Annotated in this window: 20 protein-coding genes; 10 read left to right on the forward strand and 10 right to left on the reverse strand. The window is 73.5% G+C overall.

Translation table 11 applies throughout. The features are described from left to right. Positions 1–186: 186 nt before the first annotated feature. From ACIPAE_RS25155 to ACIPAE_RS25175, 5 genes are all read left to right on the forward strand, one after another. A complete protein-coding gene (locus ACIPAE_RS25155) occupies positions 187–1,455 on the forward strand; it encodes an extracellular solute-binding protein (RefSeq protein WP_402448045.1) in 1,269 nt (422 codons plus the stop codon). 11 nt (positions 1,456–1,466) lie between these two features. Continuing rightward, a complete protein-coding gene (locus ACIPAE_RS25160) occupies positions 1,467–2,441 on the forward strand; it encodes a carbohydrate ABC transporter permease (RefSeq protein ID WP_402448047.1) in 975 nt (324 codons plus the stop codon). A 104-nt stretch (positions 2,442–2,545) separates the two neighbouring features. Then, positions 2,546–3,307 carry a carbohydrate ABC transporter permease gene (locus ACIPAE_RS25165; RefSeq protein WP_402448237.1) on the forward strand — a complete coding sequence of 254 codons (762 nt, stop codon included), beginning with the start codon at positions 2,546–2,548 and terminating at the stop codon, positions 3,305–3,307. 126 nt (positions 3,308–3,433) lie between these two features. Then, a complete protein-coding gene (locus ACIPAE_RS25170; RefSeq protein ID WP_366414422.1) occupies positions 3,434–5,509 on the forward strand; it encodes a TIM-barrel domain-containing protein in 2,076 nt (691 codons plus the stop codon). A gap of 97 nt (positions 5,510–5,606) precedes the next feature. Then, entirely contained in the window at positions 5,607–7,457 is a 1,851-nt protein-coding gene (locus ACIPAE_RS25175) for a beta-xylosidase (protein WP_402448049.1), read from the forward strand. A 177-nt stretch (positions 7,458–7,634) separates the two neighbouring features. Here ACIPAE_RS25175 and ACIPAE_RS25180 read toward each other — a convergent pair whose 3' ends face one another. The 3 genes from ACIPAE_RS25180 to ACIPAE_RS25190 form a co-directional block, all read right to left on the reverse strand. Beyond that, positions 7,635–8,540: a SigB/SigF/SigG family RNA polymerase sigma factor gene (locus ACIPAE_RS25180; protein ID WP_402448051.1), complete on the reverse strand. Its 906-nt coding sequence runs from the start codon at positions 8,538–8,540 to the stop codon at positions 7,635–7,637. 129 nt (positions 8,541–8,669) lie between these two features. Further along, positions 8,670–9,635, reverse strand: coding sequence for an acetylxylan esterase (locus ACIPAE_RS25185; RefSeq protein ID WP_402448053.1), 966 nt, complete (start codon positions 9,633–9,635; stop codon positions 8,670–8,672). Between the two features lie 327 nt (positions 9,636–9,962). Then, positions 9,963–10,520, reverse strand: a complete 558-nt coding sequence (locus ACIPAE_RS25190) for a GNAT family protein (RefSeq protein WP_328461189.1) — start codon at positions 10,518–10,520, stop codon at positions 9,963–9,965. A gap of 450 nt (positions 10,521–10,970) precedes the next feature. On the opposite strand from ACIPAE_RS25190, the gene glgA reads away from it, so the two are divergent. Continuing rightward, complete coding sequence (gene glgA / locus ACIPAE_RS25195) at positions 10,971–12,143, forward strand: glycogen synthase (protein WP_329371896.1); 1,173 nt, start codon at positions 10,971–10,973, stop codon at positions 12,141–12,143. Positions 12,144–12,332: 189 nt separating this feature from the next. Continuing rightward, positions 12,333–13,553: a glucose-1-phosphate adenylyltransferase gene (gene glgC / locus ACIPAE_RS25200; protein WP_402448055.1), complete on the forward strand. Its 1,221-nt coding sequence runs from the start codon at positions 12,333–12,335 to the stop codon at positions 13,551–13,553. Positions 13,554–13,634: 81 nt separating this feature from the next. Here glgC and ACIPAE_RS25205 read toward each other — a convergent pair whose 3' ends face one another. The 7 genes from ACIPAE_RS25205 to ACIPAE_RS25235 all read right to left on the reverse strand — a co-directional run bounded on the left by ACIPAE_RS25205 (position 13,635) and on the right by ACIPAE_RS25235 (position 20,932). Continuing rightward, on the reverse strand, positions 13,635–14,924 hold the full coding sequence (locus tag ACIPAE_RS25205) for an MAB_1171c family putative transporter (RefSeq protein ID WP_402448057.1): 1,290 nt from the start codon (positions 14,922–14,924) through the stop codon (positions 13,635–13,637). Next, on the reverse strand, positions 14,917–15,441 hold the full coding sequence (locus ACIPAE_RS25210; protein WP_402448059.1) for a ParH-like protein: 525 nt from the start codon (positions 15,439–15,441) through the stop codon (positions 14,917–14,919). The genes ACIPAE_RS25205 and ACIPAE_RS25210 overlap by 8 nt, the downstream gene beginning before the upstream one ends. Before the next feature lie 93 nt (positions 15,442–15,534). Then, positions 15,535–16,065, reverse strand: coding sequence for an XRE family transcriptional regulator (locus ACIPAE_RS25215; RefSeq protein ID WP_402448061.1), 531 nt, complete (start codon positions 16,063–16,065; stop codon positions 15,535–15,537). 202 nt (positions 16,066–16,267) lie between these two features. Further along, positions 16,268–17,653, reverse strand: coding sequence for an MFS transporter (locus ACIPAE_RS25220; RefSeq protein WP_402448063.1), 1,386 nt, complete (start codon positions 17,651–17,653; stop codon positions 16,268–16,270). 9 nt (positions 17,654–17,662) lie between these two features. Next, entirely contained in the window at positions 17,663–20,320 is a 2,658-nt protein-coding gene (gene lanKC / locus ACIPAE_RS25225) for a class III lanthionine synthetase LanKC (protein ID WP_402448065.1), read from the reverse strand. A gap of 124 nt (positions 20,321–20,444) precedes the next feature. Beyond that, entirely contained in the window at positions 20,445–20,660 is a 216-nt protein-coding gene (locus tag ACIPAE_RS25230; RefSeq protein ID WP_402448066.1) for a hypothetical protein, read from the reverse strand. Positions 20,661–20,767: 107 nt separating this feature from the next. After that, positions 20,768–20,932: a hypothetical protein gene (locus tag ACIPAE_RS25235; protein WP_328461171.1), complete on the reverse strand. Its 165-nt coding sequence runs from the start codon at positions 20,930–20,932 to the stop codon at positions 20,768–20,770. A gap of 265 nt (positions 20,933–21,197) precedes the next feature. On the opposite strand from ACIPAE_RS25235, the gene ACIPAE_RS25240 reads away from it, so the two are divergent. The 3 genes from ACIPAE_RS25240 to ACIPAE_RS25250 all read left to right on the forward strand — a co-directional run bounded on the left by ACIPAE_RS25240 (position 21,198) and on the right by ACIPAE_RS25250 (position 25,287). Continuing rightward, a complete protein-coding gene (locus ACIPAE_RS25240) occupies positions 21,198–23,066 on the forward strand; it encodes a BTAD domain-containing putative transcriptional regulator (RefSeq protein WP_329371913.1) in 1,869 nt (622 codons plus the stop codon). 389 nt (positions 23,067–23,455) lie between these two features. Continuing rightward, positions 23,456–24,556, forward strand: coding sequence for a radical SAM protein (locus ACIPAE_RS25245; protein ID WP_329374480.1), 1,101 nt, complete (start codon positions 23,456–23,458; stop codon positions 24,554–24,556). Continuing rightward, a complete protein-coding gene (locus ACIPAE_RS25250) occupies positions 24,553–25,287 on the forward strand; it encodes an iron-containing redox enzyme family protein (RefSeq protein ID WP_402448069.1) in 735 nt (244 codons plus the stop codon). The genes ACIPAE_RS25245 and ACIPAE_RS25250 overlap by 4 nt, the downstream gene beginning before the upstream one ends. Positions 25,288–25,306 lie beyond the last annotated feature (19 nt).

Genomic DNA, 25,306 nt, shown 5'->3' on the forward strand with positions numbered 1-25,306 from the left:
GTGCGTCACCGCACCACCGCCTCCGCGCCACCGCCTGCCGGTGACGTACCGGAAGCCGCCGGTCCGTCACCTTCGCCACTGTCGAATCAATTCGACACCTGTCACCCTCCCGCGTCCTCCTCGCGCCGCGCCACGGGCTCGCAACAGAGCTGCCGGCCGAGCCGCCGAACAGTCGAAAGGCACGTCATGAGCCGCACCGTCCGCCTTCCCCGTACCTCCCGCGCGTCGGCCGGACCAGGCACGCTGGCCGCGCTCACCGCCGCCGCGGCCCTGGTGCTCACTGCCTGCGGCACCGGCACCGGCACCGGCTCCGGCGGGTCCGGCGGCGGCTCCGACACGCTCACCGAGATCGACTACTACGACGCCGCCCCGCAGAACACCCAACTCCCCGCGATCCTCGACGAGTGCGGCAAGCAGGTCGGCGTCACCATCAAGCACCAGCAGGTGCCGCGCGCCCAGTTCCTGCCCAGGCTGCTCCAGCAGGCGTCGGCCCGCTCGCTGCCCGACCTCGCCCTCGTCGACAACCCCGACCTCCAGCAACTCGCCGCCACCGGCGGCCTGGTGTCGCTGTCGAAGGCCGGACTGAGCACCGCCGGCCTGTACCCGTCGATCGTCCAGGCCGGCCAGTACCAGGGCCAGACGTACGGCATCGCGCCGGGCGTCAACGGGCTCGCGCTGTACTACAACACCGACGTGTTCAAGGCGGCCGGGCTCACCCCGCCCAAGACGTGGGACGAACTCACCTCCGACGCACGGAAGTTGACGCACGGCTCGCGCTACGGAGTGGCGTTCAGCGCCGTCGGCACCGAGGAGGGCGCGTTCCAGTTCGAGCCGTTCTTCTGGACCGCGGGCGCCGACCTGAAGAAGCTCGACTCGCCGCAGGCCGAACAGGCGCTGACGCTGTGGCAGAAGCTGGTCTCGGCCGGGTCGGCGTCGAAGTCCGTGGTCACCTGGACCCAGGCCGACGTCAACGACCAGTTCGGCGCGGGCAACGCGGCCATGATGGTGAACGGCCCCTGGCAACTCCCCACGCTCGACGCGAACAAGAAGCTGCACTTCGGCATCGTGCCCATCCCGGTGCCGAACGCCGCCGCGAAGCCGGTCACCCCGCTCGGCGGCGAGACCTGGACCGTCGGCCACAGCAACGCCGCACGCGAGGCGAAGGCGGTGAAGGTGGTCAAGTGCCTGCTCGGCCACGACGAGAGCGCCAAGTGGTCGAAGGACGCCGGCTACATACCCAGCAACCAGCAGGCCGCCGCCCAACTCGCCCAATCCGACCCGCAGATGGCGGCGTTCGTGCAGGAGATCGGCACCGCGAAAGCGCGTACCACCGAACTCGGCACCGGCTACCCGAAGGTGAGCCAGGCGCTCGCCGACGCCATCCAGGCCGCGCTGGCCGGCGGCACCAGTCCCGCATCGGCCCTGTCCCAGGCCCAGCGCACCGCCCAGAACTGAGGACGGCACCCATGTCCACCACCCTCCACCACGCCGGGGCCCGCCCCGCCGGTCCTGGCGCGGACCGGCCGCCGAAGCCGCGGCAGCGCACCGCGGGACCGGCCAGGGCCCGGCTCGCCGCGCTCGCCTTCACCGCGCCCGCCTGGCTCTACGTCGCCGTGTTCTACCTCTACCCGCTGGCCGGCAGCGTCCGGATGGGCTTCCAGAACTACACCGTCTCCTCCTTCTACACCGGTGTCGCGCCCTACGTCGGCTGGGCCAACTACCGCGCGGTCCTGCACGACAGCCACTTCGGCCGCACCGTGACCAACACGCTGCTGTTCACCGCCGGTTCGCTGCTCTTCCAGTTCTGCGTCGGGCTGGCGCTCGCGGTGTTCTTCAACCGGGCGTTCCCGCTCGGCGGGGCGCTGCGCTCGCTGCTGCTGGTGCCGTGGCTGCTGCCGCTGGTGGTCTCCGGCACCGCGTGGCGGTGGATACTCGACACCGACTCCGGGGTGCTCAACCACGCCCTGCTCGGCGCGCACCTGATCGGCCACCCGGTGCCCTGGCTGGCCAGCACCCATGACTCGCTGATCGCGGTCACCCTGGTCAACATCTGGGTGGGCATCCCGTTCAACATGGTCATCCTCTACGGCGGACTGCAGTCCATACCGGGCGAGTTGTACGAGGCGGCCGCGCTGGACGGCGCGAACGCGTGGCGCAGGTTCCGGCACATCACGCTGCCGCTGCTGCGCCCGGTCACCGCCGTGGTGCTCACGCTCGGCCTGATCTACACCGTCAAGGTCTTCGACGTGATCATGATCCTCACCCAGGGCGGGCCCGCGGGTTCCTCGCAGACCCTGACCACGTTCGCGTACAACCTGTCCTTCCAGCAACTGGAGTTCGGCCGCGGGGCGGCCGTCGGGAACCTGCTGGTGCTGGTCGCGGTGGTCTTCGCCGCGGTCTATCTGCGGGCCACCCGCGAGCAGCGCAGGGCCGGCCGGTGAGCGCCGTGACGAGCCGCCGGGCCGCCCGCGCGCACCGCGTCGGGCGCGCCCGCCGGGTGCCGGCGGCGGTCAACACGCTGGTCGCGGTGGTCATCCTGGGCGTGATGCTCTTCCCGCTGTACTGGATGCTGAACGCGTCGCTGCTGCCCTCCACCGACCTGGTGAAGAGCTCGCCGACGTGGCTGCCGGTGCACGGCACCCTCCAGGGCTACCGGCGGGCGCTGTCCAGCCAGGGCGGCCATCTGCTGGTCAGCCTCGGGGTGTCCGCGGGCACGGTGGTGCTGGTGCTGCTGATCGCGGTGCCGGCGGCCTACGGCCTGGCGAAGCTGCGCGCCCCCGGCGGGCGACCGCTCACCTTCGCCCTGCTGATCGCGCAGATGATCCCGGGCGTGGTGATGGCCAACTCCTTCTACACCGCGGCCAACCACCTGCGGCTGCTCAACTCGCCGCTGGCGCTGGTGCTCGCCGACTCCACGCTGTGCGTGCCGTTCGCGACGCTGATCCTCCAGACCGCGATGCGCGGGGTGCCGGCCGAGTTGAGCGAGGCCGCCGTGCTGGACGGCGCGGGCCGGATCAGGACGCTGCTGTCGGTGGTCCTGCCGGTCAGCCGCAACGCGGTGGTCACCGCGAGCCTGTTCTCGTTCCTCTTCGCCTGGGCGGACTTCCTGTTCGCGGTGACCCTCACCACCCAGGACGACCGGGCGCCGGTCACCGTCGGCATCTACCGCTTCATCGGCGCGCACCTGAGCGACTGGAACAGCGTGATGGCCACCGGGATCATCGCGTCGCTGCCCGCCGCCGTGCTGCTGGTCGTCGCCCAGCGCTACGTCGCGGCCGGCGTGACCAGCGGCGCCGTCAAGGACTGAGCCGCCGCCCCACCTCCCCGCCGCCGCACCTCCCCACCGCCGTACCTCCCCGCCTCCCCGCCGAGCACGTCACGACCCGCAGAGCCCCCGCCCGACCCGTACCTGCGCCACCCCGAGGAGAACACCTTGCCGCCCGCGTTCACCCGCACCCCGCACCGCCTCCAGTGGCGACACGGCCACCACGTGCTGGAGATCGAGCCCTGGGGCCAGGACAGCGTCCGCGTCCGGGCGGGCATGCACCGCGTCGTGGACGGGCTGCCCGGCGCGCTCGACGAGCAGCCCGCGCCCGCCCCCGCGCCCTGCCGGATCACGATCCACGCCACCCACGCGACCCTCGTCAACGGCCTGCTCACGGTGGTCGTCAGCACCGGCGACGGCCTGGTCACCGCGCTCCGCACCGACACCGGCGAGGAACTGCTGCGCGAGCAGCCGCCGCACTTCTGGTGGCCCGGCGCCCGGCACTTCGAGGCCGCCGGCGCGGGCACCTACCGTATCGAGCAGCGCTTCGCCGCCTACGACGGGGAGCGGGTGCACGGCCTGGGCCAGCACGGCCACGGCCGGTTCGACAACAAGGGCACCGTGCTCGAACTCCAGCAGCGCAACGGGGAGGTGACCGTGCCGCTGGCGGTCTCCAGCCGCGGGTACGGCTTCCTGTGGAACAACCCGGCCGTCGGGCGGGTCGAGTTCGCCGCCAACGGCACCCGCTGGGTCGCCGACCGGGCCCGCCAGCTCGACTACTGGCTCACCGCGGGCCGCACCCCCGCCGACATCCTCGCCCGCTACGCCGACGCGACCGGCAGGGCGCCGGCCTTCCCGCGCTGGGCCTCGGGGCTGTGGCAGAGCAAGCTGCGCTACCGCGACCAGGCCGAACTCCTCGGCGTGGCAAGGGAGTACGCCCGCCGCGGGCTGCCGCTCGGCGTGATCGTGGTGGACTACCTGCACTGGCGCAACCTCGGCGACTGGGACTTCGACCGCCGCGACTGGCCGGACCCGCGCGCCATGGTCGACGAACTGCGCGGCCTCGGCGTGGAGTTGGCCGTGTCGGTGTGGCCCTCGGTCAGCCCGCTGTCCGCGACGTACGCCGAACTGCGGGACGCCGGCATGCTGGTGGCCACCAACAGCGGCTTCGACGTGCACGGCGACTGGCCCGACCTGGAGGGCGCTCCCGAGGGAATCGGGGTCGCCTTCTACGACGCGACCGACCCGGCCGCCCGCGCCGTGCTGTGGAGCCGGCTGCAGGAGCACTACTACAAGCTCGGCATCCGGGCGTTCTGGCTGGACGCCTGCGAGCCGGAGATGCGCCCCGGCCACCCGCACAACCTCGCCTACGCGGCGGGAGCCGGCTCGGAGGTCGCCAACCTCTACCCGCGCGAGCACGCCCGCGGGGTCCACGAACACCTCACCGAGCAGGGCGAGACGGAGGTGCTGACCCTGGTCAGGTCCGCGTGGGCGGGCTCCCAGCGGTACGGCACCGCGCTGTGGTCCGGCGACATCCCCGCGACCTTCGCGGCGCTCGCCGACTCGGTACGGGCCGGGCTCAACGTCGCGATGAGCGGCATCCCGTGGTGGACCACCGACATCGGCGGCTTCCACGGCGGCCACCCCGACGACGAGGACTACCGCGAACTGATGGTCCGCTGGTTCCAGTTCGCGGTGTTCTGCCCGCTGCTGCGGCTGCACGGCCACCGCGAGCCGCGCGAGTTCTCCGGCCCGATCGGCACCGGCGGCGGCCCCAACGAGATCTGGTCCTACGGCGAGCGGGCCGAGGCGGCGATGACCGCGGGGCTGCGGCTGCGCGAGCGACTACGGCCCTACCTGCACGCGCAGTTGGAGGACGGCCGGGCGAGCGGGCTGCCGCTGATGCGGCCGCTGCTGCTGGAGTTCCCCGGCGACGCGACCTGCTGGGACGTCGACGACCAGTTCCTGTGCGGGCGGGACGTGCTGGTCGCGCCGGTGCTGAGGCCCGGCGAGCGCTCGCGCCGGGTCTACCTGCCGGCCGGCGCGGAGTGGACCCACCACGCGACCGGCGTCCGCCACCCCGGCGGAGCGTGGGTCACCGTGCCGGCCGCCCTGGAGTCCGTCCCGTTCTTCCTGCGCGACGACGCCGACCCCTTCGCCGACCCCTCGGACGCCGCAGGCTCCTTCGCGGAGCCCGGCACCGAGCCCGGCACCGAGCCGGCCGGCCCGCCCGGGCCCGCCTGAGCGGCCGGCGCCCCCCTACCCACGCGGCGGGCCCGAACGCCCGGGCCCGCCGGGTGCGCACCTCACCGAACCGCCCACCCCCCACCGGGAGGACCGTATGCACCGCTCGACCGCACCTCGTCCGCCGACCGATCCGCGCCGCCGCCGTCGCCGCCCGCGCGGCCGGGCCCGGCTGCTCGCCGCGCTCGCCGTCCTGGCCGCGAGCGTGCTGGCCGCCGCCGCGCTGAGCCCGGCCGGGGCGTCCGCCGCGCCGGCCGCCGACAGCACCGTCGGCGTCGACCTGTCCGCCCAGGGCGCCGCCCCCAACGGCGCCGGCGCCGGCTTCCTCTACGGGCTCAGCCAGGACGGCTCGGGCCCCGCGGACAACCTGCTGCAACCGCTGAAGCCGACGCTCTTCCGCGGCGGCGGCGCACGGATCGACGGCGATGGCTGGCTCGGCGACGGCTACCGGGCCGGCAGCGGCTACCAGGTCAGGCTGGACTCCGCCCTCGACCAGGCCCGCCGGGTCACCGCCGCCCCCTACCACGCCACGTACCATCTGCTCGTCTCCGACGTGTGGGGCGCCGACACCACCCAGCCGGCCTCCACCGTCTACCCCTGCGACAACGGCGACTGCTCCAACTGGGCGTCGTTCATCGACACGTTGGTCACGGGCGTGCAGGCGTCCGGGGTGAACGTGTCGTACGACATCTGGAACGAGCCGGACGGCACCGGGTTCTGGCAGCGCGGCGTCAACAGCGCGCAGTACTACCAGATGTGGGACACCGCGGTCCGCGAGATCCGCCGGCTCCAGCCGTCGGCGCAGATCGTCGGGCCGTCCTACAGCGGCTACAACCACGGCTGGCTGGACGACTTCCTCGGCCGTACCAAGGCGGACGGCACCCTTCCCGACGTGGTGAACTGGCACTTCGGCGACGACCCCGCCGCGGACGCGGCCGACGCCCGCGCGCTGCTGGCCGCGCACGGCGTCAGCGGGCTGCCGCTGACCATCAACGAGTACCTGTTCTCGCAGCAGCAGAACTCCGGCTACACCGCGTGGTTCCTCGACCGGCTCGCCGCCTCCGGGGTCAGCGCGGCAGCCCACGCGATCTGGACCGACTGCTGCGGTGCCGGCACCCTCGACTCGGTGCTGTCCGGCGGGCAGCCCACCGGACAGTGGTGGGTCTACCAGGCGTACGCCCAGCTCAGCGGGAAGCTGCTGAGCACCACCGGCAGCGGCGGCGTCGCGGTCGCGGCGAGCGCGGACGCGGGCGCGCAGCGGGCGTTCGCGCTGATCGGCAACAACTCCGGTCAGGGCGGCAGCACCACCGTGGACTTCACGAACCTGTCCGCGACGCCGTACCTGGTCGACAACGGCGCCGTGCACGTGACGGTGCGGCGCATCCCGGACCAGACCGCGCTGAGCGCGCCCGCCACGGTCTTCGACGGCGACGTCACCCCGGACGGCGGCACGCTGCACGTGCCGGTCACGCTGCTCGCCGGCACCGACGCCTACACCGTCACCCTCACCCCGGGCAACGGCTCCACCGGGCCGGTCACCGGCACCGTGACCGTGGACGGCAACGACACGGCGGCCGGCGACGTCGACCACTTCGGGTACGGGCCGAACTGGGGTGTCACCAACGGCGTCGCCGACATGTACGACTCCACCGCCAACTGGACCTACACCGCGGGCGCTTCGGCGACGCTGTACTTCACCGGCAGCAAGGTCGCGCTGCACGCGGTGCGCGATGTGGACCAGGGCCAGATGTCCCTGGCGGTGGACGGCGGCACCCCGGCGAGCGTCGACGACTACGCGCCGAGCCGCGACGCGTCCGGTGTGGTGTGGACCAGCCCGCAACTCGCCTCCGGCGCGCACACGTTGACGATCACCAACACCGGTGGCCGCAACCCGGCGTCCAGCGGGACCAACATCGCGGTGGACAGCGCCGACATCAGCACGCCGTAGGGCGGGCGCCCAGATCCGGCGGGTGTCCAGATCCGGCGGACGTGTGACGGCGTACCGCGCGGATACGGCGGCCGCGGCCCGGACGGGGGGAAGTGCCGGGTCGCGGCCGCCGTGCCGCGTGGAGGGGGCCACGCGGCCTGTCGCGGTCGGTTCGGGGGATGGTGCGCGGGGCGGTGCTCACTGCTGGACGAGCAGTCCCGCGCGCAGCTTCGCCACGATGCGGCTGAGCAGCCGGGAGACGTGCATCTGCGAGTACCCCAGCATTTCGCCGATCTGGGACTGGGTCATCTCCTCGACGAAGCGCATCCGCAGGAGGGTGCGGTCGCGGTCGGAGAGCCGGGCGATCAGCGGGGCCAGGCTGCCGAGGTCCTCCACGAGCTCCATCGACGGGTCGCACTCGCCGATGGTGTCGGCCAGGGTGCGGCCCTCGCCGTCGGGGCCGGCGTCGGTGTCCGACCACGGCACGTCGAGCGACCCGGCGGTGTAGCCGTTGGCGGCGACCAGGCCGTCCAGCACCTCGGACTCGCCGATGTCGAGGTAGCCGGCCAACTCGGCCACGGTCGGGTCGCGGTCGAGCAGCAGCGACAGGTGGTCCTTCGCCTTGCTCAGCTCGACCCGCAACTCCTGCAGCCGGCGCGGCACGTGCACCGCCCACGAGGTGTCGCGGAAGAACCGCTTCATCTCGCCGACGATGTACGGGATCGCGAAGGTGGTGAACTCCGTCTCGCGGGACAGGTCGAACCGGTCGATCGCCTTGATCAGCCCGATCGTGCCGACCTGGACGATCTCCTCGCGGTCGGTGGCCGGGCGGTTGCGGTAGCGGCCGGCGACGAAGTACACCAGCGCGAGGTTCATCTCGATCAGGGTGTTGCGCGCGTAGCTGTAGGCGGGGGTGCCCTCCTCCAACTCCTGGAGGCGGTCGAAGAAGAGCTTCGACAGCACCCGTGCGTCCTCCGGCGCGACCCGGGTCGCGTGCTCGATCCACGGGAGGCCGCCGGGCGCCTGCCGCTGCGGCTCGCCGGCCTGCCGGACGCAGGTCGCGGTCCCGTTCGTGCTGCTCGACTGCTGCGTGTTCGCGGTCACGTCATCGCCTCGCACTCCAAGGACGGTCAACCGCGCGCCTGCCCGCCGACCGCCGCCGTATTCCTCCTTTTTCCGGGGCGGTTCACCGACGAGGCCGGCCGGGCCGCGGGTGCGGTCCGGCCGCGCCGTTCACAGGTACTTCGGCAGCCACTCCAGGCGGAGGGCCTCCTGGTGGGCACCGCCGCCCTCATGGCCGTTGAAGTCGTAGACCTCGATGGTCTTGTCGTGGTGCCCGTAGGCGTTGAACGCCGCGAACACCGTGGAGGGCGGGCAGGTCATGTCCTGCAGCGCGGTCGAGAACAGCGCGGGCGCCCGGCCGCGGGCGGCGAAGTGCACGTTGTCGAAGTAGGCGAGGGTGGCGAACACCCGCTCGCGCTCCGGGCGGTGGGTGGACAGGTAGACGGCGATCTCGCGGTACGGCGGCGCGTCGGTGATCCGCGCCGCGCGCGGCAGGTCGCACAGGAACGGCACGTCGGGCGCGGTCGCGACGAGGTCGGGCACGAGGCCGGCGACCGCGATCGTGATCGCGCCGCCCTGGCTGACCCCCGTCACCACCGTGCGGGAGGCGTCGGCCAGCGGGTGGGTGCGGGCCGCCTCCACCGCGCGTACGCCGTCGGTGATCACCCGCCGGTAGTAGAAGTCGTCGCGGTCGGTGATGCCCCGGGTGAGGAAGCCGGGCGTGGCCGATCCCGAGCCCACCGGGTCGGGGGTGTCGCCCGTGGACCAACTGCCGCCCTGCCCGCGGGTGTCCATCAGGAAGTGCGCGTATCCCGCCGACGCCCACGTCAGACGCTCGTGCGGCAGGCCGCGCCCGCCGCCGTATCCGATGAACTCCACGACCAGCGGCAGCGGTTCGCTCGTCCCGGCCGGCACGGTGAACCAGCCCTTGATCCGGTGGCCGCCGAAGCCGGAGAACTCCACGTCGTAGGTCTCGACGGTCCGCAGCGCGGTCGCGACCGGCTCGAAGCGCGCGTCGAGGTCATGGGTGCGGGTCTGCGCCAGCGTGTCCGCCCAGAACCGGTCGAAGTCCGGCGGCTCGACCGCGTCGCTGCGATACGTCCTGAGCTGTTCCATCGGCAGGTCGAACTGGGCCATCGGTACGTTCCCCTCCGCGGCTGGGCACCACACGTCCCGGATACGGTACTTGGCAGGGCCGGCCGTGTCCGCCCCGGGTCGTCGCACGTCAGAGGGTGCGGGCGGACCGCGCGGGCGGGCGCGTGGAGGGGCGGCCGAGGCGGTCGCGGGGGCCGTGGCGGTGGCCGCGGGGGCCGTGAAACGGGCCGTACCCCCGGCGAGCGGGGGTACGGCAGGTGATGAGCGGGGTCATGCCTTGGGACCGCGCTCAGGGGCGGGCCGGCCTTGGCCGGGGTCGGTGGTGCAGCCGCCCTTGCGGCAGTTCACGTCGGGGCAGGACATCTCGGATCACCTCTTTTCTGCCAGGTCGTCGGGCACACAGTCCAGGAGCAGCTTGTCCACCCGCCGGCCGCGCCACAGCGCAGCGCTGCGCAGCCGTCCGGCGGTGTGGAAGCCGGCCTTCAGGTAGGCGTTGACCGCGGTGGTGTGCGGGGCCAGCACCTCCAACCACACCGCGCTCAGCGACGCGATGGAGAACGCCCAGTCGAGAGTGAGTGCGGTGGCTTCTGTCGCGTAGCCCCGGCCGCGGTGCTCCGGGGCGATCACGAGGGTGAGTTCGGCGGTGTTGACCGCCTGGTCGACACTGAGCGCGGTGGTGCCGACCGGCACCGCGCCCTCGGTGGTGACCACCTCGAACAGCTGGTAGTGCCTCGAGGTGTGACTGCTCAGGAATCGGGCCTGGAACACCTCCCAGGACACCGGCCAGCGGGCACCGAAGCCGACGACCGTCGCCGGGTCGGTCTCCCACCGGTGGTAGTCCTGCATCATCTCTTCCCTCGCCAATGCCAGTGCCAACCGCTCTCCGGCGCGCAGTGGCAGAGGTGCGAGGGAGTGGGGGGTGGTCATCACGTGTCGTCTCTCCCATACGTGTGCCCGGAACCGGGGGGTGGCAGCCGTCCATAAAGCGTCATTCCGCAGCCGGTCCGCCGGGGCGGGATCTGCCGTATTGCCGCGGGCGCACCGGGGTTGTGCTTGCCTGTGGGCACGTCCCAGTGGACCCACGAATACGCCGGCGCCCCATTCGTCAGTAAACGGCCGTTACGGTGATTGCGGGCGGTCATGGGTGGCAAACGGGTGGCAACCAGGGGCAAGAGGTGACAACGGGCCGACTGTGGCCGAATACGGGTCAACCGAAACGCACCCGCACCGCGTCCGTGCGCCGGTTCACGTGCTGGCGCTCCCGCGGTCCTTCGCCGAACTGCGCGGGCGCCCCCGGAACCCGACCCGTCCACCGGGATAGCTCCGCCCGTTACCGGGGAAGGCAAGGAGCACGGTTGCCAACGGTCGGAGGTCCCCATGAAGGTCGCACTGCTGACCCGGGAGTATCCCCCGGACGTCTACGGCGGCGCGGGCGTCCACGTCGAGTTCCTGGCCCGCGAACTGCGCGCCCTGCTCGACCTCGAAGTGCACTGCTGGGGCGAGGGAAGCGCCGCCGGAGTGGTCCGCCACCGCGCGCCCACCACCCTCGACGGCGCCAACGACGCGCTGCGCACCTTCGCCGTCGACCTGCAGATGTCCGCCGCCCTCCAGGGCCGCGACCTGGTGCACTCCCACACCTGGTACGCCAACCTCGCCGGCCACCTCGGCAAGCTCCTGTACGGCATCCCGCACGTGCTGACCGCGCACTCGCTGGAGCCGCTGCGCCCCTGGAAGGCCGAGCAACTCGGCGGCGGCTACGCCCTGTCGAGCTGGGCCGAGCGCACCGCGATGGAGTCAGCCGACGCCGTGGTGGCCGTCTCCGACGGCATGCGCGGCGACATCCTCGCCTGCTACCCGGCGCTCGACCCCGACCGGGTGCACGTGGTGCGCAACGGTATCGACACCACCACCTACCGGGCCGACCCGCGCACCGACGCCCTCACCCGGGTCGGCATCGACCCGGACCGCCCCTACGTGCTGTTCGTCGGCCGGATCACCCGGCAGAAGGGCGTGCCGCACCTGCTGCGCGCCGCCCGCGCGATCGACCCCGCCGCGCAGCTCGTGCTGTGCGCGGGCGCCCCCGACACCCCCGCCCTGGACCGGGAGTTCAGGTCGCTGTTCGACGAACTCAGCTCGGTGCGCGACGGCGTGCACTGGATACCGGCGATGCTGCCGCGCCCCGCCGTGGTGCAACTGCTCACCCATGCCGCGGTGTTCGTGTGCCCCTCGGTGTACGAGCCGCTGGGCATCGTCAACCTGGAGGCGATGGCGTGCGGCACCGCGGTGGTCGCCTCCGCGGTCGGCGGCATCCCCGAGGTCGTCGACGACGGCGAGACCGGACTGCTGGTGCCCTACCGGGAAGGCCACGCCGAGGAGTTCGAGGCCGGGCTGGCCCGGGCCCTGGACCGGGTGCTCGGCGACCCCGCGGCCGCGGCCCGGATGGGCGAGGCGGGACGGCAGCGCGCGGTCCGCGAGTTCGGCTGGGACACCGTCGCCCGCCGCACCGCCGACCTGTACGAGGCGGTGGTCAAGGCCGGCGCGGCGCCGTAACGGGTGCCGCGACGCCGCGGACGAGGACGCGGCGCGCGAGGAGCGGTCGTACGGAGGCACGGCGTACGGGCGAACGGTCGTACGGCGAACGGTCGTACGGAGAGCAGGCGTACGCGGACGTACGCGGACACGGCGTACGGGGACACGGCGTACGGAATCGACTCATCACGACGAACAAAGGGGGCGCCGATGCGCGGTGGTGGACCTTCGGTCCTTGGCATAGTGCTGGCCGGCGGCGCGGGGAAGCGGCTGATGCCGCTCACCGCCGACCGGGCGAAACCGGCTGTGACGTTCGGCGGGACGTACCGCCTGGTCGACTTCGTGCTGTCCAACCTGGTCAACGGCGGCATCCTGCGGATCTGCGTGCTGACCCAGTACAAGTCGCACAGTCTGGACCGCCATGTCACGACCACCTGGCGGATGTCCAGCCTGCTGGGCAACTACGTGACGCCGGTGCCCGCCCAGCAGCGGCTCGGCCCGCGCTGGTACCTCGGCAGCGCCGACGCGATCCTCCAGTCGCTCAACCTCATCCATGACGAACAGCCCGACTACGTCGCGGTGTTCGGCGCCGACCACGTCTACCGGATGGACCCGCGGCAGATGCTGGACCAGCACGCCGAGCACGGCGCGGGCGTCACCGTCGCCGGGATCAAGGTGCCCAGGGCCGAGGCGTCCGGGTTCGGTGTGATCACCCCCGGCGCCGACGGGGTGCAGGTGGAGCGCTTCCTGGAGAAGCCGGCCGACCCGCCCGGCCTGCCCGGCGACCCCGGTCATGTCTTCGCCTCGATGGGCAACTACGTCTTCACCACCAAGGCTCTGCTGGAGGCGCTGCGCGAGGACGCGGAGGACCCGCAGTCCGTGCACGACATGGGCGGCAGCATCCTGCCCCGGCTCACCTCCCAAGGCGCCGCGCACGTCTACGACTTCGACACCAACCACGTCCCCGGCGAGACCGTCCGCGACCACGGCTACTGGCGTGACGTCGGCACCCTGGACGCGTACTACGAGGCGCACATGGACCTCATCTCCGACCGGCCCGCCTTCAGCCTGTACAACCGCGACTGGCCGATCCACACCAACCCCGGGTCGCTGCCGCCCGCGAAGATCGGCGCCGGCGGCATCGTGGGGGAGTCCGTGATCAGCCCGGGCTGCGTGGTCCGCGGGCAGGTCACCCGCTCCGTGCTGTCACCGGGCGTCATCGTGGACTCCGGCGCCGTCGTCCAGGGCTCGGTGCTGCACCACAACGTGCGGGTCGGCCGCGGCGCCATCGTCCGCGGCGCCGTGCTCGACAAGAACGTGGACGTCCCGCCCGGCGCCACCATCGGCGTCAACCCCGAGCGTGACCGAGAGCTGTACACCGTCTCCGACGCGGGAGTGATCGCGCTGGGCAAGGGCAGCCAGGTGGGCTGACCGCAGGCCGCTCACCCGCTGCGGCAGCCCGCTCGCCCGCTGCGGCAGCCAGCCCACCCGCTGCCGCCGACGGGAGCCGGTTCAGCCGGTCCGCGGGCCGGTGCCGTCCGCGTCGGAGCGGGGGACGCCGGGGCCGCGGCCGGTGTCCCGGCGGCTGACGTCCACCGCGTGGCGGACGCGGCGGCGGACGTCGGCGACGGCGGGCGAGCCGGTGAAGGCGGCGGTCACCTCCAGCAGCCAGGCGGTCTCCGCCGCCACCGTCCCCGGCACCGGGGGCGGCGCGGGTGCCGCGGGTGCCTGCCGCGGGGCGCCGGCCGCGTCGCACCGCCGTCCGGCCCGCTTGTTCTCCAGCGCCGCCGCGATGGTGGCCGCTTCGAGCACCGCGTGCCGGTCGCGGTCGCGGTCCCCGGCTTCGGCCTCGGCCGTCCACCGGGCGACGTCGGAGTCGAAGTACGGGCGCAGCGCCAGATGGCCGTCGTGGATCTCGATCACCCGCCGGTAGAGGGCGAACTCGGCACGTGGCAGGCCAGGACGGCGGTCGGCCACCGACGGGTCGAGGGCGATCTGCGGCAGTTCGCGGTGCAGGGCCGACCACAGCGGTTCCAGCGCCCGGTAGCGGTGGTAGGCGCGCAGCCACCGCACGGGGGCGCCGAGGGCGTCGCCCCACAGCGTGGCGGTGGCGCCGCCGGTGGCGAGCAGCGCGGTGATCGCGCCCAGGGCGGAGGACACCATGTCCTCGCCGATGTCCTGGTGGCCGACGCTCAGATCGGAGATCACGTCGTCCAGCGTCCACGCGGTCCAGGCGGCACCGAACGCGGCGGCGAGCATCATCAGCCGCAGCCCCGTCCGCAGCAGCCCCGGGGCGGTGCGCTCGACGTGGTCGGCCAGTTCCCTCGCCAGGACCAGCAGGCACCAGGCGCCGTAGGCGGCGAAGAGCGCGCTGTACGACGCCAGGGCCCACCGGTGGCCGGGGGAGACCGACAGCTGCTCGCTCGTGGTGGCGGGGCAGGCCGCGAGGAAGAGGGCCACGGACGCCGCCAGGGTCGCGCCGGCGGTCCAGACCTGGCGGCGCACCGCACGCCGTCCGGCTGTCGGGGACCCGAGGGCGTAGGCCACCAGCACGAGGAAGGCGAAGGCGGCCAGTTTCAGGTCGTGGGTGATCAGCCCGACCAGCGTGTCGAGGGTCGGATCGCGCGCCAACCGGTCGGTGACGGAAGGGGCGTTGAAGACCAGCGCCAGGCCCATGCACAGTGCGAAGCCGGAGACGTGGCGCTGCGCGGAGTCCGCCCGCGCGCCGCGGGTGATCGCCAGCCGGTGGGCGCCGAAGACCAGGAAGAACGCGGCCCCGAGGAACGACAGCAGGTCAGCCATCGGAGCGGCCCGGCGCCGGGGCCTCCGGTGTGCCGAACAGCCGGTCCAGCCGGGCCCGTTGGGGGTGGGGCGGCGGCGCCGGACGGGTGCTGCCGGCCGCCTGGGCGGTGCGGGTCAGGATCAGGGAGGCGACCAACTCGGCCTCCTGCTCCTGCGGTTCGGTGTACACGGTGCGGCCGAGCACCCGCTGGACCAGGGACGCCGATAAGTGCGGCAGCAGGACCTGGGCGGCGGCCGACGCGGCGGCCGCGGTCTCGTGGTGGCCGCAGATCAGGTGGGCCGCCTCGTGCAGCAGGATGTGCTGCTGGTGCAGGGCGGTGGTGTCGGCCGCGTACACGATGCAGTCGGCGCGGTCGGTGGTGACCAGCAGGCCGCACGGGGTGTCCCGCGCGGAGGAGACCGGCACCAGCTCGATCGGACGGCCGCGGGTGCCGGCGAGCATCCCGACGAAGACGGTCGCGTCGAACGGGGTGGGCAGTTCGAGCGCGTCCACCGTCCGCTGGCAGCGCTGCCACATGGCCCGACTTCCGTCACTTCTGGTACGTCTCACACGCTGTCCCTTTGTCCGCCGGCCGGAACCGCGAGATCTCACGGAGGAGTTCGAGCACGCTCAGAGTTCGCGACTCGGTGAACCGCGCTCCCTGCGGGCGAGCACGTCGATCATGTCGCTGATCGTGGCCGCGTCTTCGGGGGAGAGGTTGACCGCGCGCAGCGCCATGCTGCGCACGCCGGCGTCGCGCAGCGCGCCGAGCAGCTCCAGCTCCTTGGTGATGGCGGCGCCCTGCTCGTCGTCGAAGAAGTATCCGACGGGGACGTCGAAGAACTGTGCCAGGGCTTCCAGATGGCGCTTGGTGGGATTGTCACGGCGCCCGGTGCGCAACTGCCACAGGTACGTCGCGGAGAAGCTCTCGCCGGTGGCCTCACGGCAGGCGCGGGCGACTTCCTCGTGGCTGTACGGCTCGCGGGTGGGGCGCCGGATGACCTGGAAGAGCGCGTCGATCTTGCCGGCGAGCGTGGAGCCGGACCCAGAGCCCGAGCCGGAGCCGGAGCCGGAGTCAGCGGACGCGGCGGCGGAACCGCTCGTGGAACCCGTCGCCGAACTGCCCCTGGAATCGGCCGCGGTGGGAGCGTTCTCGCCCATCATCCGCCTCCCCCACGTCGTGCCGGCCAGGCTGGGGTGCCCCCGCACCCGGGTTCATCCTAGCTGGTGCGCCCACGATCCCGGAATGGCCGGCAGGCGTGTGCCGGCCCGTCGGCGGCGGTGCATCCGCTCCCGGCGCCGCCGCCGACTGCCTTACGTGACAAGGGAGTCGCTGTCCGTCCACTTGCCCGCGGCGGCCCGCTCAGACCGGCGCGGGCGCCGGCTCCGGCGTGCTCTCGGTGCGCCGCGCGGCGCGCAGCGCGGACGGCAGGCTCAGCGCGATGCCGGCCAGGGCGATCAGCCCCATGGTCCACAGCGCCCCGCGCACCCCGATCCAGTCGCCGAGCACACCGCACCCCAGCGCGCCGACCAGGCCGGCCGCCGCCAGGCACACCTGGAGCGCGGCCATCGCCCGGCCGAGCGTCTCCTCCGACATGTCGGAGACCAGTACGGAGCTGACGGCCACGTTGGCGATCGCGCCGAAGAAGATCGGCAGTCCGATGCCCATCGCCGCGCAGAACGCGGCCAGCGGCAGCGGCCCGGCGGCCAGCGGCAGCAGCAGGCTGCAGACCATGCCGGCGGTGAAGGCGCCCAGCATCACCCGGCGGGCGTTGCGGCCCGGGGTCAGCACCCGTCCGGCGACGGCGGAGCCGGCCAGGCCCATCAGCCCCGAGAGCGCGAAGAGGGAGCCGTAGGCGGCGGTCGGCAGGTGGATCACCCGTAGCAGGAACGGTCCGGTGAGGGTGGTGACGCCGGCCAGCGTCGCGGCCGGCACGATGATGAACACGCCCAGCGCGCGGTGGAAGGCGTCCCCGGTGAAGACCCGCATGCCGGCCATGGCGCCGCGCAGCATGGTCAGCACGGAGGGCGCGGGGCCGCGTGGCACGAGATCGGGGGCGCGCATGGTCAGCAGGGCGGCGGCGCTGAGCGCGTAGCTCGCCACGTCGACCGACAGGGCGGCGGCCGCGCCGAGCACGGCGATCGCGGGTCCGGCCAGCAGGCGGCCGACGAGCGCGGCGCCGTACTGTCCGGCCTGGAGTCTGGCGCGGGCGCCGCCGATGCCGTCGGGGCCGACGAGCTGGCGCAGGTGCAGGAAGTACACGGCCGTGGAGAGGGTGGACGCGCCGCCCATGACGGCGCAGAGCACGCCCAGCCAGAGCAGCGAGACGGCGCCGGCGGCCAGCCCCAGGGCGACCACGCCGACTGCCACCGCGCAGATCAGGTCGAGCAGGATCAGCGCGCGGCGCGGGTGGACGAGGCGGTCGGCGAGCGCGCCCGCGGGGAAGCCGAAGAGCAGGATCGGGGCGGTGGCGGCGGCGCTGATCAGGCCGATGGCCCCCGCGGACGCGTTGAGGTGCACCACGGCCACGACCGGCAGCGCGATCGCGGTGAAGACCGAGCCGAACGCGGAGGCGGTCTGGCCGCACCAGTAGAGGTTGACGTCGCGGTCAACGGCCCAGCCCGAGCCGCCCGCCTTCGTGCTGCCCGCCTCCGCGCTGCCCGCCTCCGTGCCGCCTGTGTCCGTACCGGCGGCGTCCACGCCGTCCGTTGCCTCGCCCGCCGGTCCGGCAGCTGTCTCACGGCTCATCGGTGCACCTCACCGGGTCACGACGGGACGGGCGTACGCGCCGGCCAGCGCGTCCACGGTGAACAGCGGATCGGGCGCGGGGTCCAGGAGCTGGGTCAGGAAGAGCAGCACGCCCGCCGAGCCGCTCCACAGGTCGGCGCTGAACCGCATGAGCTGGTCGCCGAGGAAGCGGACGCCGGTCTCGTGCGGCACGGCGAACTTGAACAGCCCGCGCGCGCCGCGGATCGCGTCGGCCCTGGCCGCTTCGTCGCCCGTCGCCTCCGCGTACTCGGCGAGGCCGAAACCGAGTCCGGACAGCCCCTGGTACAGGCCGGGCATCACGGTGTACGTGGTGCGCATCGGGACCAGCAGCAGCGGCAGCGCCCGCGCGAGCCGCTCGTCGTCCACCACCCGCGCGTAGCGGACGGCGGTGTGCGCGACCGACGCGGAGCCGCAGTAGAGGTACGGCAGGCTGCGCTGGTCGGTGGCGGAGACCGGGAAGGCCAGGCCGGGTGCCTCGGGGTCGGTGGCGCGGTCGAGTTCGGTGTGCAGCAGCCGCACGCCGCGGCTCAGCCCGTCGGCCGACCCGGTGACGGCGGCGAGCTGCTGGAGCATCAGGGCGATGCCGGTCCGGCCGTGCATGACGCCGGTGGCGTCGTCGGGGCCGAGGCGCTCGGTGAGGTCGGCGTCGGACGGCAGCGCCGCCGCCAGCTCCATGGCCCGCTCGACGTGCGACGCGTCGCGGGTGCGGCCGTACATCGCCAGGTGGGCGAGGGCGACGCCGGAGGTGCCGCCGAAGAGCGTCGCCGACGACCCCGAGGTGATGATCGGGTGCTGGTCCGCGACGGCGAGCAGGTCCCGCGCCTCGTCCAGCATGCCGTGGTCGGCGAGCACCCAGGCGATGCCCGCGGCGCCGGCGAACAGCCCCGGGGCCAGGCGCTCGACGCCGCCGAACGCGTCGTCGCGCAGCCGCTCCAGCGCCCCTTGCGGCAGTGCGCGGCCGGCCCGGGTCAGGGCGTGCAGGACGCCCGCGGAACCGTAGGCGAGGCACTGGGTGTTGCTGTGGTAGCCGTCGGCGATGGTGGGGAACACCCGGTCGGGGTGGGTCGGGTCGGCCATGGCGATCAGCGCGTCCGCGGTACGGTCCCGCAGCTCGGCGAGGTGCCGCAGCGGGTCGGCGGCCACCTCCTCGGGCGACGGGAGGGGCGTGACGCCCGCCACCGCGGCGCGCGGCTGGTGGAACCTGACGGCCTTGCGCCACAGCGGTTCCGGCACCGGCGCCCGCTCCAGCAGGTCGGCGCGCAGGTGGGCGAGCGTGTCGGGGTTGCGCTGTGCCACCTGGTGGTAGGGCCCGACGAGCAGCAGGGCGAGGCCGGCCAGCCCGTACTCGTCGTGGATCAGCCGGTCGTCGCCGACGAGGTCGGCGGGGACCGCGTAGCCGGGGGTGCCCATCACCAGGATCTCGTCGGCGTCCGCGCGCTGGGCGGCCTCGAAGTCGACCAGCCGGACGCCGTCGTCGTCGTCGACCATCACGTTGCCGGGGCTGACGTCGACGAAGAGGTAGCCGGCCGCGTGCAGTTGCTCCAGCGCGCTCTCGATCCGCGCGAGCACCTTCTCGCAGCGGGCGTAGTAGTCGCCGTACTCGTGGGGTTCGCGGCCGACGCCGAGCATGGCGTGGTGGGAGACCATCCAGCGCTGGAGCGTCTCGCCCTCGATGAACTCGGTGACGAGGAAGTCGTGTTCCCACTCGCGGAAGTAGGCCAGCGGTTGCGGGGCCAGGCCGGGCGCCGTCTCGTGCAGCGCGGTCAACGTCTCCCACTCGGCGCGCAGTTGGTCGGGCGCGGTGGTGTCGCCGTGGGCGATGCCGGTGTGCGCGCGGGCCTCCTTGATGAACACCTGGCGGCCGGTGGCCTGTTCCAGGCCGCGGTAGGCGCCGCCGGAGTTGGTGAACTGGAGGGCCTCCTCGAAGACGTACCCGTGGAAGCTCACCGAACCAGCCTTGCGGGCCGACCCCGTCTTGCGTGCTGGCCCTGCCTTGCCGGCCGGCTTCGCGCCGGCGGGGCGGCGCTCGGCGAAGGGGTCGGTGATGCCGGGCGGGAGGTGGAAGGACACGCCGCGGCGGTCCTCCCGGAGTTCGCCGTCGCCGCCGCGGACCAGCAGGGTGTGCGTGCCGTCGGCGTTGACCCGCTCGCGCGGCAGGAAGGCGCCGTAGCGGTAGTGGACGGTGCGCGAGTCCCGGTAGCGCCGGTCGGTGAGGATGAACGGGCCTTCCTCGTCGGCGAGTTCGGTGCGCAGCCGCTCCATGAGGGCGCGGGCGGCGGGGACGCTGGTGGGATACGCGGCGATGAACTTGCCGCTCTGCTGGCGGGCGGCCTGCTTCTGGTGCGTCCACCAGTAGAAGAGCCGGCCGGCCAGGTGCTTGAAGGCGATGTCCTGCGCGAAGCAGACGGCGGCGACGGTGTCGAGGACGTGCTGCTGGCGGCCGGGTCGCGCGGACACGTGCACCTTCCAGCCGTCCTCGACACCGCGCAACTGCCTTCCCCGGTGCCACATCGTCCAGATGCCGGACTCGGTCTCGGTCCAGCCGTCCGGTACCCGCTCGGGACGGTAGATCTCCCCGCGGTCGCGGGTGGTCTCCAGCGGTGCGTAGAAGTCTCGGTCCGCGACGACGAACGGGAACGGGATCATGGGCCTCTCCGGTACGGATCGACGGATCGACGGATCGACGGATCGACGGGGCGGATCGACGGGGTGGCGGGCCGGCTCCGCGCCGGCGGGGCGACGCCGGACGGGCGTCAGGCGGGCGTCAGCGTCAGCAGCAGACGATGACGCTGGTCGCGCTGAGCGAGGTGGGGACCGGGGCGGTCACGGACGTCTTGACGTCCATCCCCTGGAGGTCGAGCGGCCCCGCGAGGTGCGCCTCCACCTCGAACTCGCCGCCGTCGGCGGCTGGTTCCGGCGCGCTCTGCCCGTCGTCGGGCGCTGCGGAACTGGGCACCGCGGAACTGGGCTCTGCGGCATCGGCCATGGTCAACTCCTGTCGGTTCCGGGCCTCCGGACGGCCCGGGCGGGCCGCACCGGCACAACGCGTGTGTGGGTGGCGCGCCGCGAGGGCGCGCCACCCACATCGTCCGGTCAGGCGCAGGCAGCCAGGCTGACCGTGCTGCCGGGGGCCACCACCGGCGAGTTCACACCCATCTCCTGGAGGTCCAGCGGGGCCTCGGAGTGCGCCTCGACCTCGTTGTCGGTCTCGGTCTCGGCGGCGTTGTCCTCGTTGGTCGGGTCGACGGCGTCAGCCATGATCGTCTCCTCGTCTCGGCGGATGTGAAGCGTTGCTGGGAACGTCTCAGAAGGTAGGACCGGCGAATTCGGAACCGGTCTATCCGCGGTATGCGGTCGGTATCGCCGCAGTTCGGCGGGGGTTGGCGGCAACAGCCGCGAACGAAGGGGACGTTGCCCTGTTCACCTGGGCGACATCGTCTGATATAAGTCATTCGGCTGATGTCATTCATCTCAGCTCACGATCCGCTGTCCGGATCAGCCGGTGGGAAAGGTGAAACCAGAAATGGCCGAACCAGCGCGAACGGCGCACGACAGCCTGCGGCTCACCGTCCTCGGCCCACTGTCCGTCGGCACGGCCGGCGGCCCGCTCCCGCTCGGTCCGCTCAAGCAGCGGTTACTGCTGGCGATGCTGCTGTGCCGCCCCAACACCCCGGTGTCGCTGGACCTGTTGACCGACACCCTGTGGGACGGCAGGCCGCCGCGCACCGCGCGCAAGAACATCCAGGTGTACATCTCCGCGCTGCGCAAGCTGCTGGACCGGGTCGGGGCCGGCGAGCGGCTCGCCCATCACGCGGGCGGCTACCTGTTACGGGTGCGCGACGACGAGCTGGACGCCCTGCGCTTCCAGCGGCTGGCCAGGTCCGCCCGCGAGGCCACCGCGCAGGGCGCGTTGGGACCGGCGTCCCGGATGCTGCGCGAGGCGCTCGGCCTGTGGCAGGAACTCCCGCTGCGCGAGCTGCGCTTCTCGCCCGCCGTCAGATCCGAGGCGGAACGCCTCGACAGCCGCCACCTCCAGGTCTACGAGGACTGGGCCGAGGTCGAGCTGCGGCTCGGCCGCGCCACCGAAGTCGCCGAGACCGTGGGGGACCTGGTCGAACGCCACCCCGAGCGCGAACGGCTCCGCGCGGTCCAGATGACCGCGCTGTTCGACCAGGGCCGGCAGACGGAGGCGCTCGCCGCGTACGCCGGACTGCGCCAACTGCTCGCCGTCGAGTACGGACTTCAGCCCAGCGCCGCGCTGGAGACGCTCTACCGGTCGATCCTCGGCGGCGGCCCGCACGAGCCCGGCGGCCCCTTCGCCGCCTCCGGCCCGCGGACCGCGCCGCGCCGCGCGGGCGGCGCGCTGGGCACCCTCCTCCCGCAGGACCTGGCGGACTTCACCGGCCGCGACCGGCATCTGCGGTCGCTGCGCGGCCTGTTGGACGGCGAGCGGCGCCTCACCGTCCTCACCGGTCCGGTCGGCACCGGCAAGACCGCGCTCGCGGTGCACACCGCGCACGGTCTGGCGGCGGAGTTCCCCGACGGCCGGGTGCTGCTGCGGATGCGCGACGCGACCGGCCATCCGCGCCCGGCCGCCTCGCTGGTGAGCGAACTGGCCCGGATGGCCGACCTGCCCGAACTGCGGGACGAGAGCGACGCCGACGAGGTCGCCGCCGCGTGGCGGGCCTGGCTGGCACCTCGCCGGGTCCTGCTGGTGCTGGACGACGCGGCCGACGAGGCGTCCGTGCGGCCGCTCGTCCCCGACACCGGCGCCAGCGCCGTACTGGTCACCGCACGCGCCCAGTTGGCGGGACTGGTGGCGGCGAACCGGCTGGAGCTGGCCGCCTTCGACCAGGCCGAGAGCCTCGAACTGCTGGGCCGGATCGTCGGGCACGAGCGGCTGCGGTCGTGTCCGGAGGCGGCCGAACGGATCGTGGCCGCGACCGGGATGCTGCCGCTCGCGGTCAGGGTGAGCGGCCTGAAACTCGCGGTGCGGCGGTACCTGCCGCTGTGCGAGTACGCCGAGCGGCTGGCCGACAGCAGGGCCGTCCTGGACGAGCTGGTCGCGGGCGACGCCGAGGTGCGCCCGCGGCTGGCGAGCGGATGGCGGGAACTCGCCGCGGCGGACCAGGCCACGCTCTGCCTGCTGGCGGAGCTGCCCGAGGGGCCCTTCACGCTCCGCCAGGCCGCCGAGGCGCTCACCTGCGACCAGGACGACGCCCTGCACAAGCTGGAGTCGCTGATGGACGCGGGCGCGCTGCCGGCGCCGGACTGCGAGGTCACCGCGCACGCGGCGCTGTACGAACTCCCGCGGTTGGCGAAAGTCTACGCGCGTGAACAATCCCTTCGGCAGGCGCTGCACGTGCGACCGCTGCCCCGCGCCACCGCCTGAGGCCCAGGCGCGGGCCCGGCGGAGGTGGTCCGGAGGCGGGGGCCCGCAAGCGTGGTCCGGAGGCGCCGATCCGGGGGCGCCAATCCGGAATCGGCGGCTCGGAAGCGGCGATCCGGGGGCGGGGGCCCACAAGGGTCGTCCGGAGGCGCCAATCCGGATCGGCGGCCCGGAAGCGGTGGCCAGGAAGCCCCGATCCGGAAGCGTGCCCCGGAAGCGCCGATCCGGAATCGGTACCCCGGGAGCCGCGCCCGGAAACGGCGCTCGCAACCGGTGGCCGCCGCCCGGTCGCCCACGGCTCCGAGCTGCGGACATACCGTTTCCATACCGTTTCCTACCTTGCCTCGAACCGCCCCCGCCGACACTTCGGGAGGACGATGAGGGAGCGTGTGATGGAACTCGCCGAACTGATGACACTGCGTCCGCTGCCGGGCGCGGGACTGCTTCTGACCGTCACCGGCCGTTGCCCCCTGCACTGCGCGCACTGCTCCACCTCCGCCACCATGGCCTCGGGCGAGCCGGACGCCGGCCAACTCCGCTCCTTCGTCGGCACCTTCACCCCCGAGCAGCATCCCTCGGTGCTGATGATGACCGGCGGAGAGCCGTTGCTGCGGCCCGAGTTGGTCGCGTCGCTCGCCACGTCCGCGCGTACGGCGGGCACCAGGACCGCGCTGCTCACTGGTGCCTTCTTCGCCGGCCGCGCGGACCGCCCCGGGCAGGCCGCGGCCGTGCCGGAGCGGATCTGGCGGGCCGTCACCTCCGTCGACCACTTCTCGGTGAGCCTCGACGCCTTCCACGAGCGCGAGACCGGCCGCGCCCCCGTGTTCGCCCTCGTCCGGCGGGTGCTGGACGCCGGCATCGCCACCAGCTTCCACCTGGTCGGCGCCGGCACCGACGACCCGTACCTCGCCGACGTCACCGCGGACATCCGCCGCACCTTCGGCGACCGCGTCCCGATGCTCGTCAACTCGCTGCGCCGGGTGGGGCGCGCGGCCTCCTGGGCCACCGCCGACACCGCGCTGCCCGATCCGGAGCGGGCGCTGCCCTGCTCGATGGCCGCCTGGCCGGTGGTCGCGGCCGACGGCACGGTCGTCGCCTGCTGCAACCAGGACGTCGTCGACCGCAGACCCGCCCCCGCCCACCTGACGCTCGGCCACATCGGCACGGACGGCTGGCCGGCGATCCGGACCCGGGTGCTCGGCTCGCCGGTGCTGCGGATGATCAGGACCGTCGGCCCGGCCAACCTCCAGCACCGGTACGGCGCCGCGGGGGCGGCCGGCGCGCGCCGCGGCTACTGCGAGGGCTGCCGCGCGTTCGGCGACGACCCCGCCGTGCTGGCCGCCGCGACCGCGGCCGGCGGCGGGCCGGCGGGCGCGCTGCTGGACCGGTACGCCGCCCGCGGCCAGGCCGAGGCGGGCGCGGTCGCGCTGGTGCGGCGGCACGGCTGCGCGCCCTACGCCGACCTGGTCGCGCTGCCCGGAGCGGAGCGATGAGCGCCGGTACCGCGGTGTCCGCGAGCACGGCGCTGCGGGCCCGGCTGCGGCTGACCGCGCCCGCGGTGCGGTCCGCCACCGCGGCCATGTGGCGCTCGCCCGGACTCGGCCCGCGCTACGGCGGCTACCTGGCGGCGATGCACGGCGTGATCCGCGCGTCGGTGCCGCTGATGGAACGGGCGGTGCTGCGCTGCGCCGAAGTCGGTCCCGCGGAAAGGGTGTTCGGCCCGGCCGACCCGGTGTGCGGGCCGCTCGCGGAGTACCTGCGGGGGCACATCGAGGAGGAACGCGGCCACGACGACTGGCTGCTGGCCGACATCGCCGCGCTGGGCGGGGACCCCGCGGCGGTCCTGGACCGGCAGCCGCCGCCCGTCGTCGCCCGGCTGGCCGGCGCGCAGCACTACTGGATCGAGTACCACCATCCCGTCGCGCTGCTCGGCTACATCGCCGTACTGGAGGGCAACGCGCCCGCGCCCTGGCTGGCGGACCGGATCGCCGCCGCCGGGGTGCCCGAGGCGGCGCTGCGCACCGTACGCGGCCACGCCGAGCTGGACACCGGGCACACGGCGGCGCTCTTCGCCCTGCTCGACGAGCTGCCGTTGGACCCGTCCCTGGTGAACGCGGTCGTGATGAGCGCGCTGCACACCGTGGACGGGCTCGTCGAGCTGTTCGCGCACATCGGCCGGGCAGCGGAGCCGGATCACTCCAGGGAGAGGACGCACACGTCATGAGCGACGGGGCGGCGCAGGA

It is taken from the genome of Streptomyces sp. NPDC087270 (assembly GCF_044744625.1).
Lineage (GTDB): Bacteria > Actinomycetota > Actinomycetes > Streptomycetales > Streptomycetaceae > Actinacidiphila.

Excerpts from the sequence above, each read along its gene's own strand:
- ACIPAE_RS25250 (WP_402448069.1), top strand. The coding sequence starts at position 24,553 with ATGAGCGCCGGTACCGCGGTGTCCGCGAGCACGGCGCTGCGGGCCCGG.
- glgC (WP_402448055.1), top strand. The coding sequence starts at position 12,333 with ATGCGCGGTGGTGGACCTTCGGTCCTTGGCATAGTGCTGGCCGGCGGC.
- lanKC (WP_402448065.1), bottom strand. The coding sequence starts at position 20,320 with ATGATCCCGTTCCCGTTCGTCGTCGCGGACCGAGACTTCTACGCACCG.
- ACIPAE_RS25160 (WP_402448047.1), top strand. The coding sequence starts at position 1,467 with ATGTCCACCACCCTCCACCACGCCGGGGCCCGCCCCGCCGGTCCTGGC.
- ACIPAE_RS25240 (WP_329371913.1), top strand. The coding sequence starts at position 21,198 with ATGGCCGAACCAGCGCGAACGGCGCACGACAGCCTGCGGCTCACCGTC.
- ACIPAE_RS25245 (WP_329374480.1), top strand. The coding sequence starts at position 23,456 with ATGGAACTCGCCGAACTGATGACACTGCGTCCGCTGCCGGGCGCGGGA.
- ACIPAE_RS25215 (WP_402448061.1), bottom strand. The coding sequence starts at position 16,065 with ATGGGCGAGAACGCTCCCACCGCGGCCGATTCCAGGGGCAGTTCGGCG.
- ACIPAE_RS25235 (WP_328461171.1), bottom strand. The coding sequence starts at position 20,932 with ATGGCTGACGCCGTCGACCCGACCAACGAGGACAACGCCGCCGAGACC.
- ACIPAE_RS25230 (WP_402448066.1), bottom strand. The coding sequence starts at position 20,660 with ATGGCCGATGCCGCAGAGCCCAGTTCCGCGGTGCCCAGTTCCGCAGCG.
- ACIPAE_RS25165 (WP_402448237.1), top strand. The coding sequence starts at position 2,546 with ATGCTCTTCCCGCTGTACTGGATGCTGAACGCGTCGCTGCTGCCCTCC.
- ACIPAE_RS25175 (WP_402448049.1), top strand. The coding sequence starts at position 5,607 with ATGCACCGCTCGACCGCACCTCGTCCGCCGACCGATCCGCGCCGCCGC.
- ACIPAE_RS25205 (WP_402448057.1), bottom strand. The coding sequence starts at position 14,924 with ATGGCTGACCTGCTGTCGTTCCTCGGGGCCGCGTTCTTCCTGGTCTTC.
- ACIPAE_RS25210 (WP_402448059.1), bottom strand. The coding sequence starts at position 15,441 with ATGTGGCAGCGCTGCCAGCGGACGGTGGACGCGCTCGAACTGCCCACC.
- ACIPAE_RS25185 (WP_402448053.1), bottom strand. The coding sequence starts at position 9,635 with ATGGCCCAGTTCGACCTGCCGATGGAACAGCTCAGGACGTATCGCAGC.
- ACIPAE_RS25155 (WP_402448045.1), top strand. The coding sequence starts at position 187 with ATGAGCCGCACCGTCCGCCTTCCCCGTACCTCCCGCGCGTCGGCCGGA.
- ACIPAE_RS25190 (WP_328461189.1), bottom strand. The coding sequence starts at position 10,520 with ATGACCACCCCCCACTCCCTCGCACCTCTGCCACTGCGCGCCGGAGAG.
- glgA (WP_329371896.1), top strand. The coding sequence starts at position 10,971 with ATGAAGGTCGCACTGCTGACCCGGGAGTATCCCCCGGACGTCTACGGC.
- ACIPAE_RS25220 (WP_402448063.1), bottom strand. The coding sequence starts at position 17,653 with ATGAGCCGTGAGACAGCTGCCGGACCGGCGGGCGAGGCAACGGACGGC.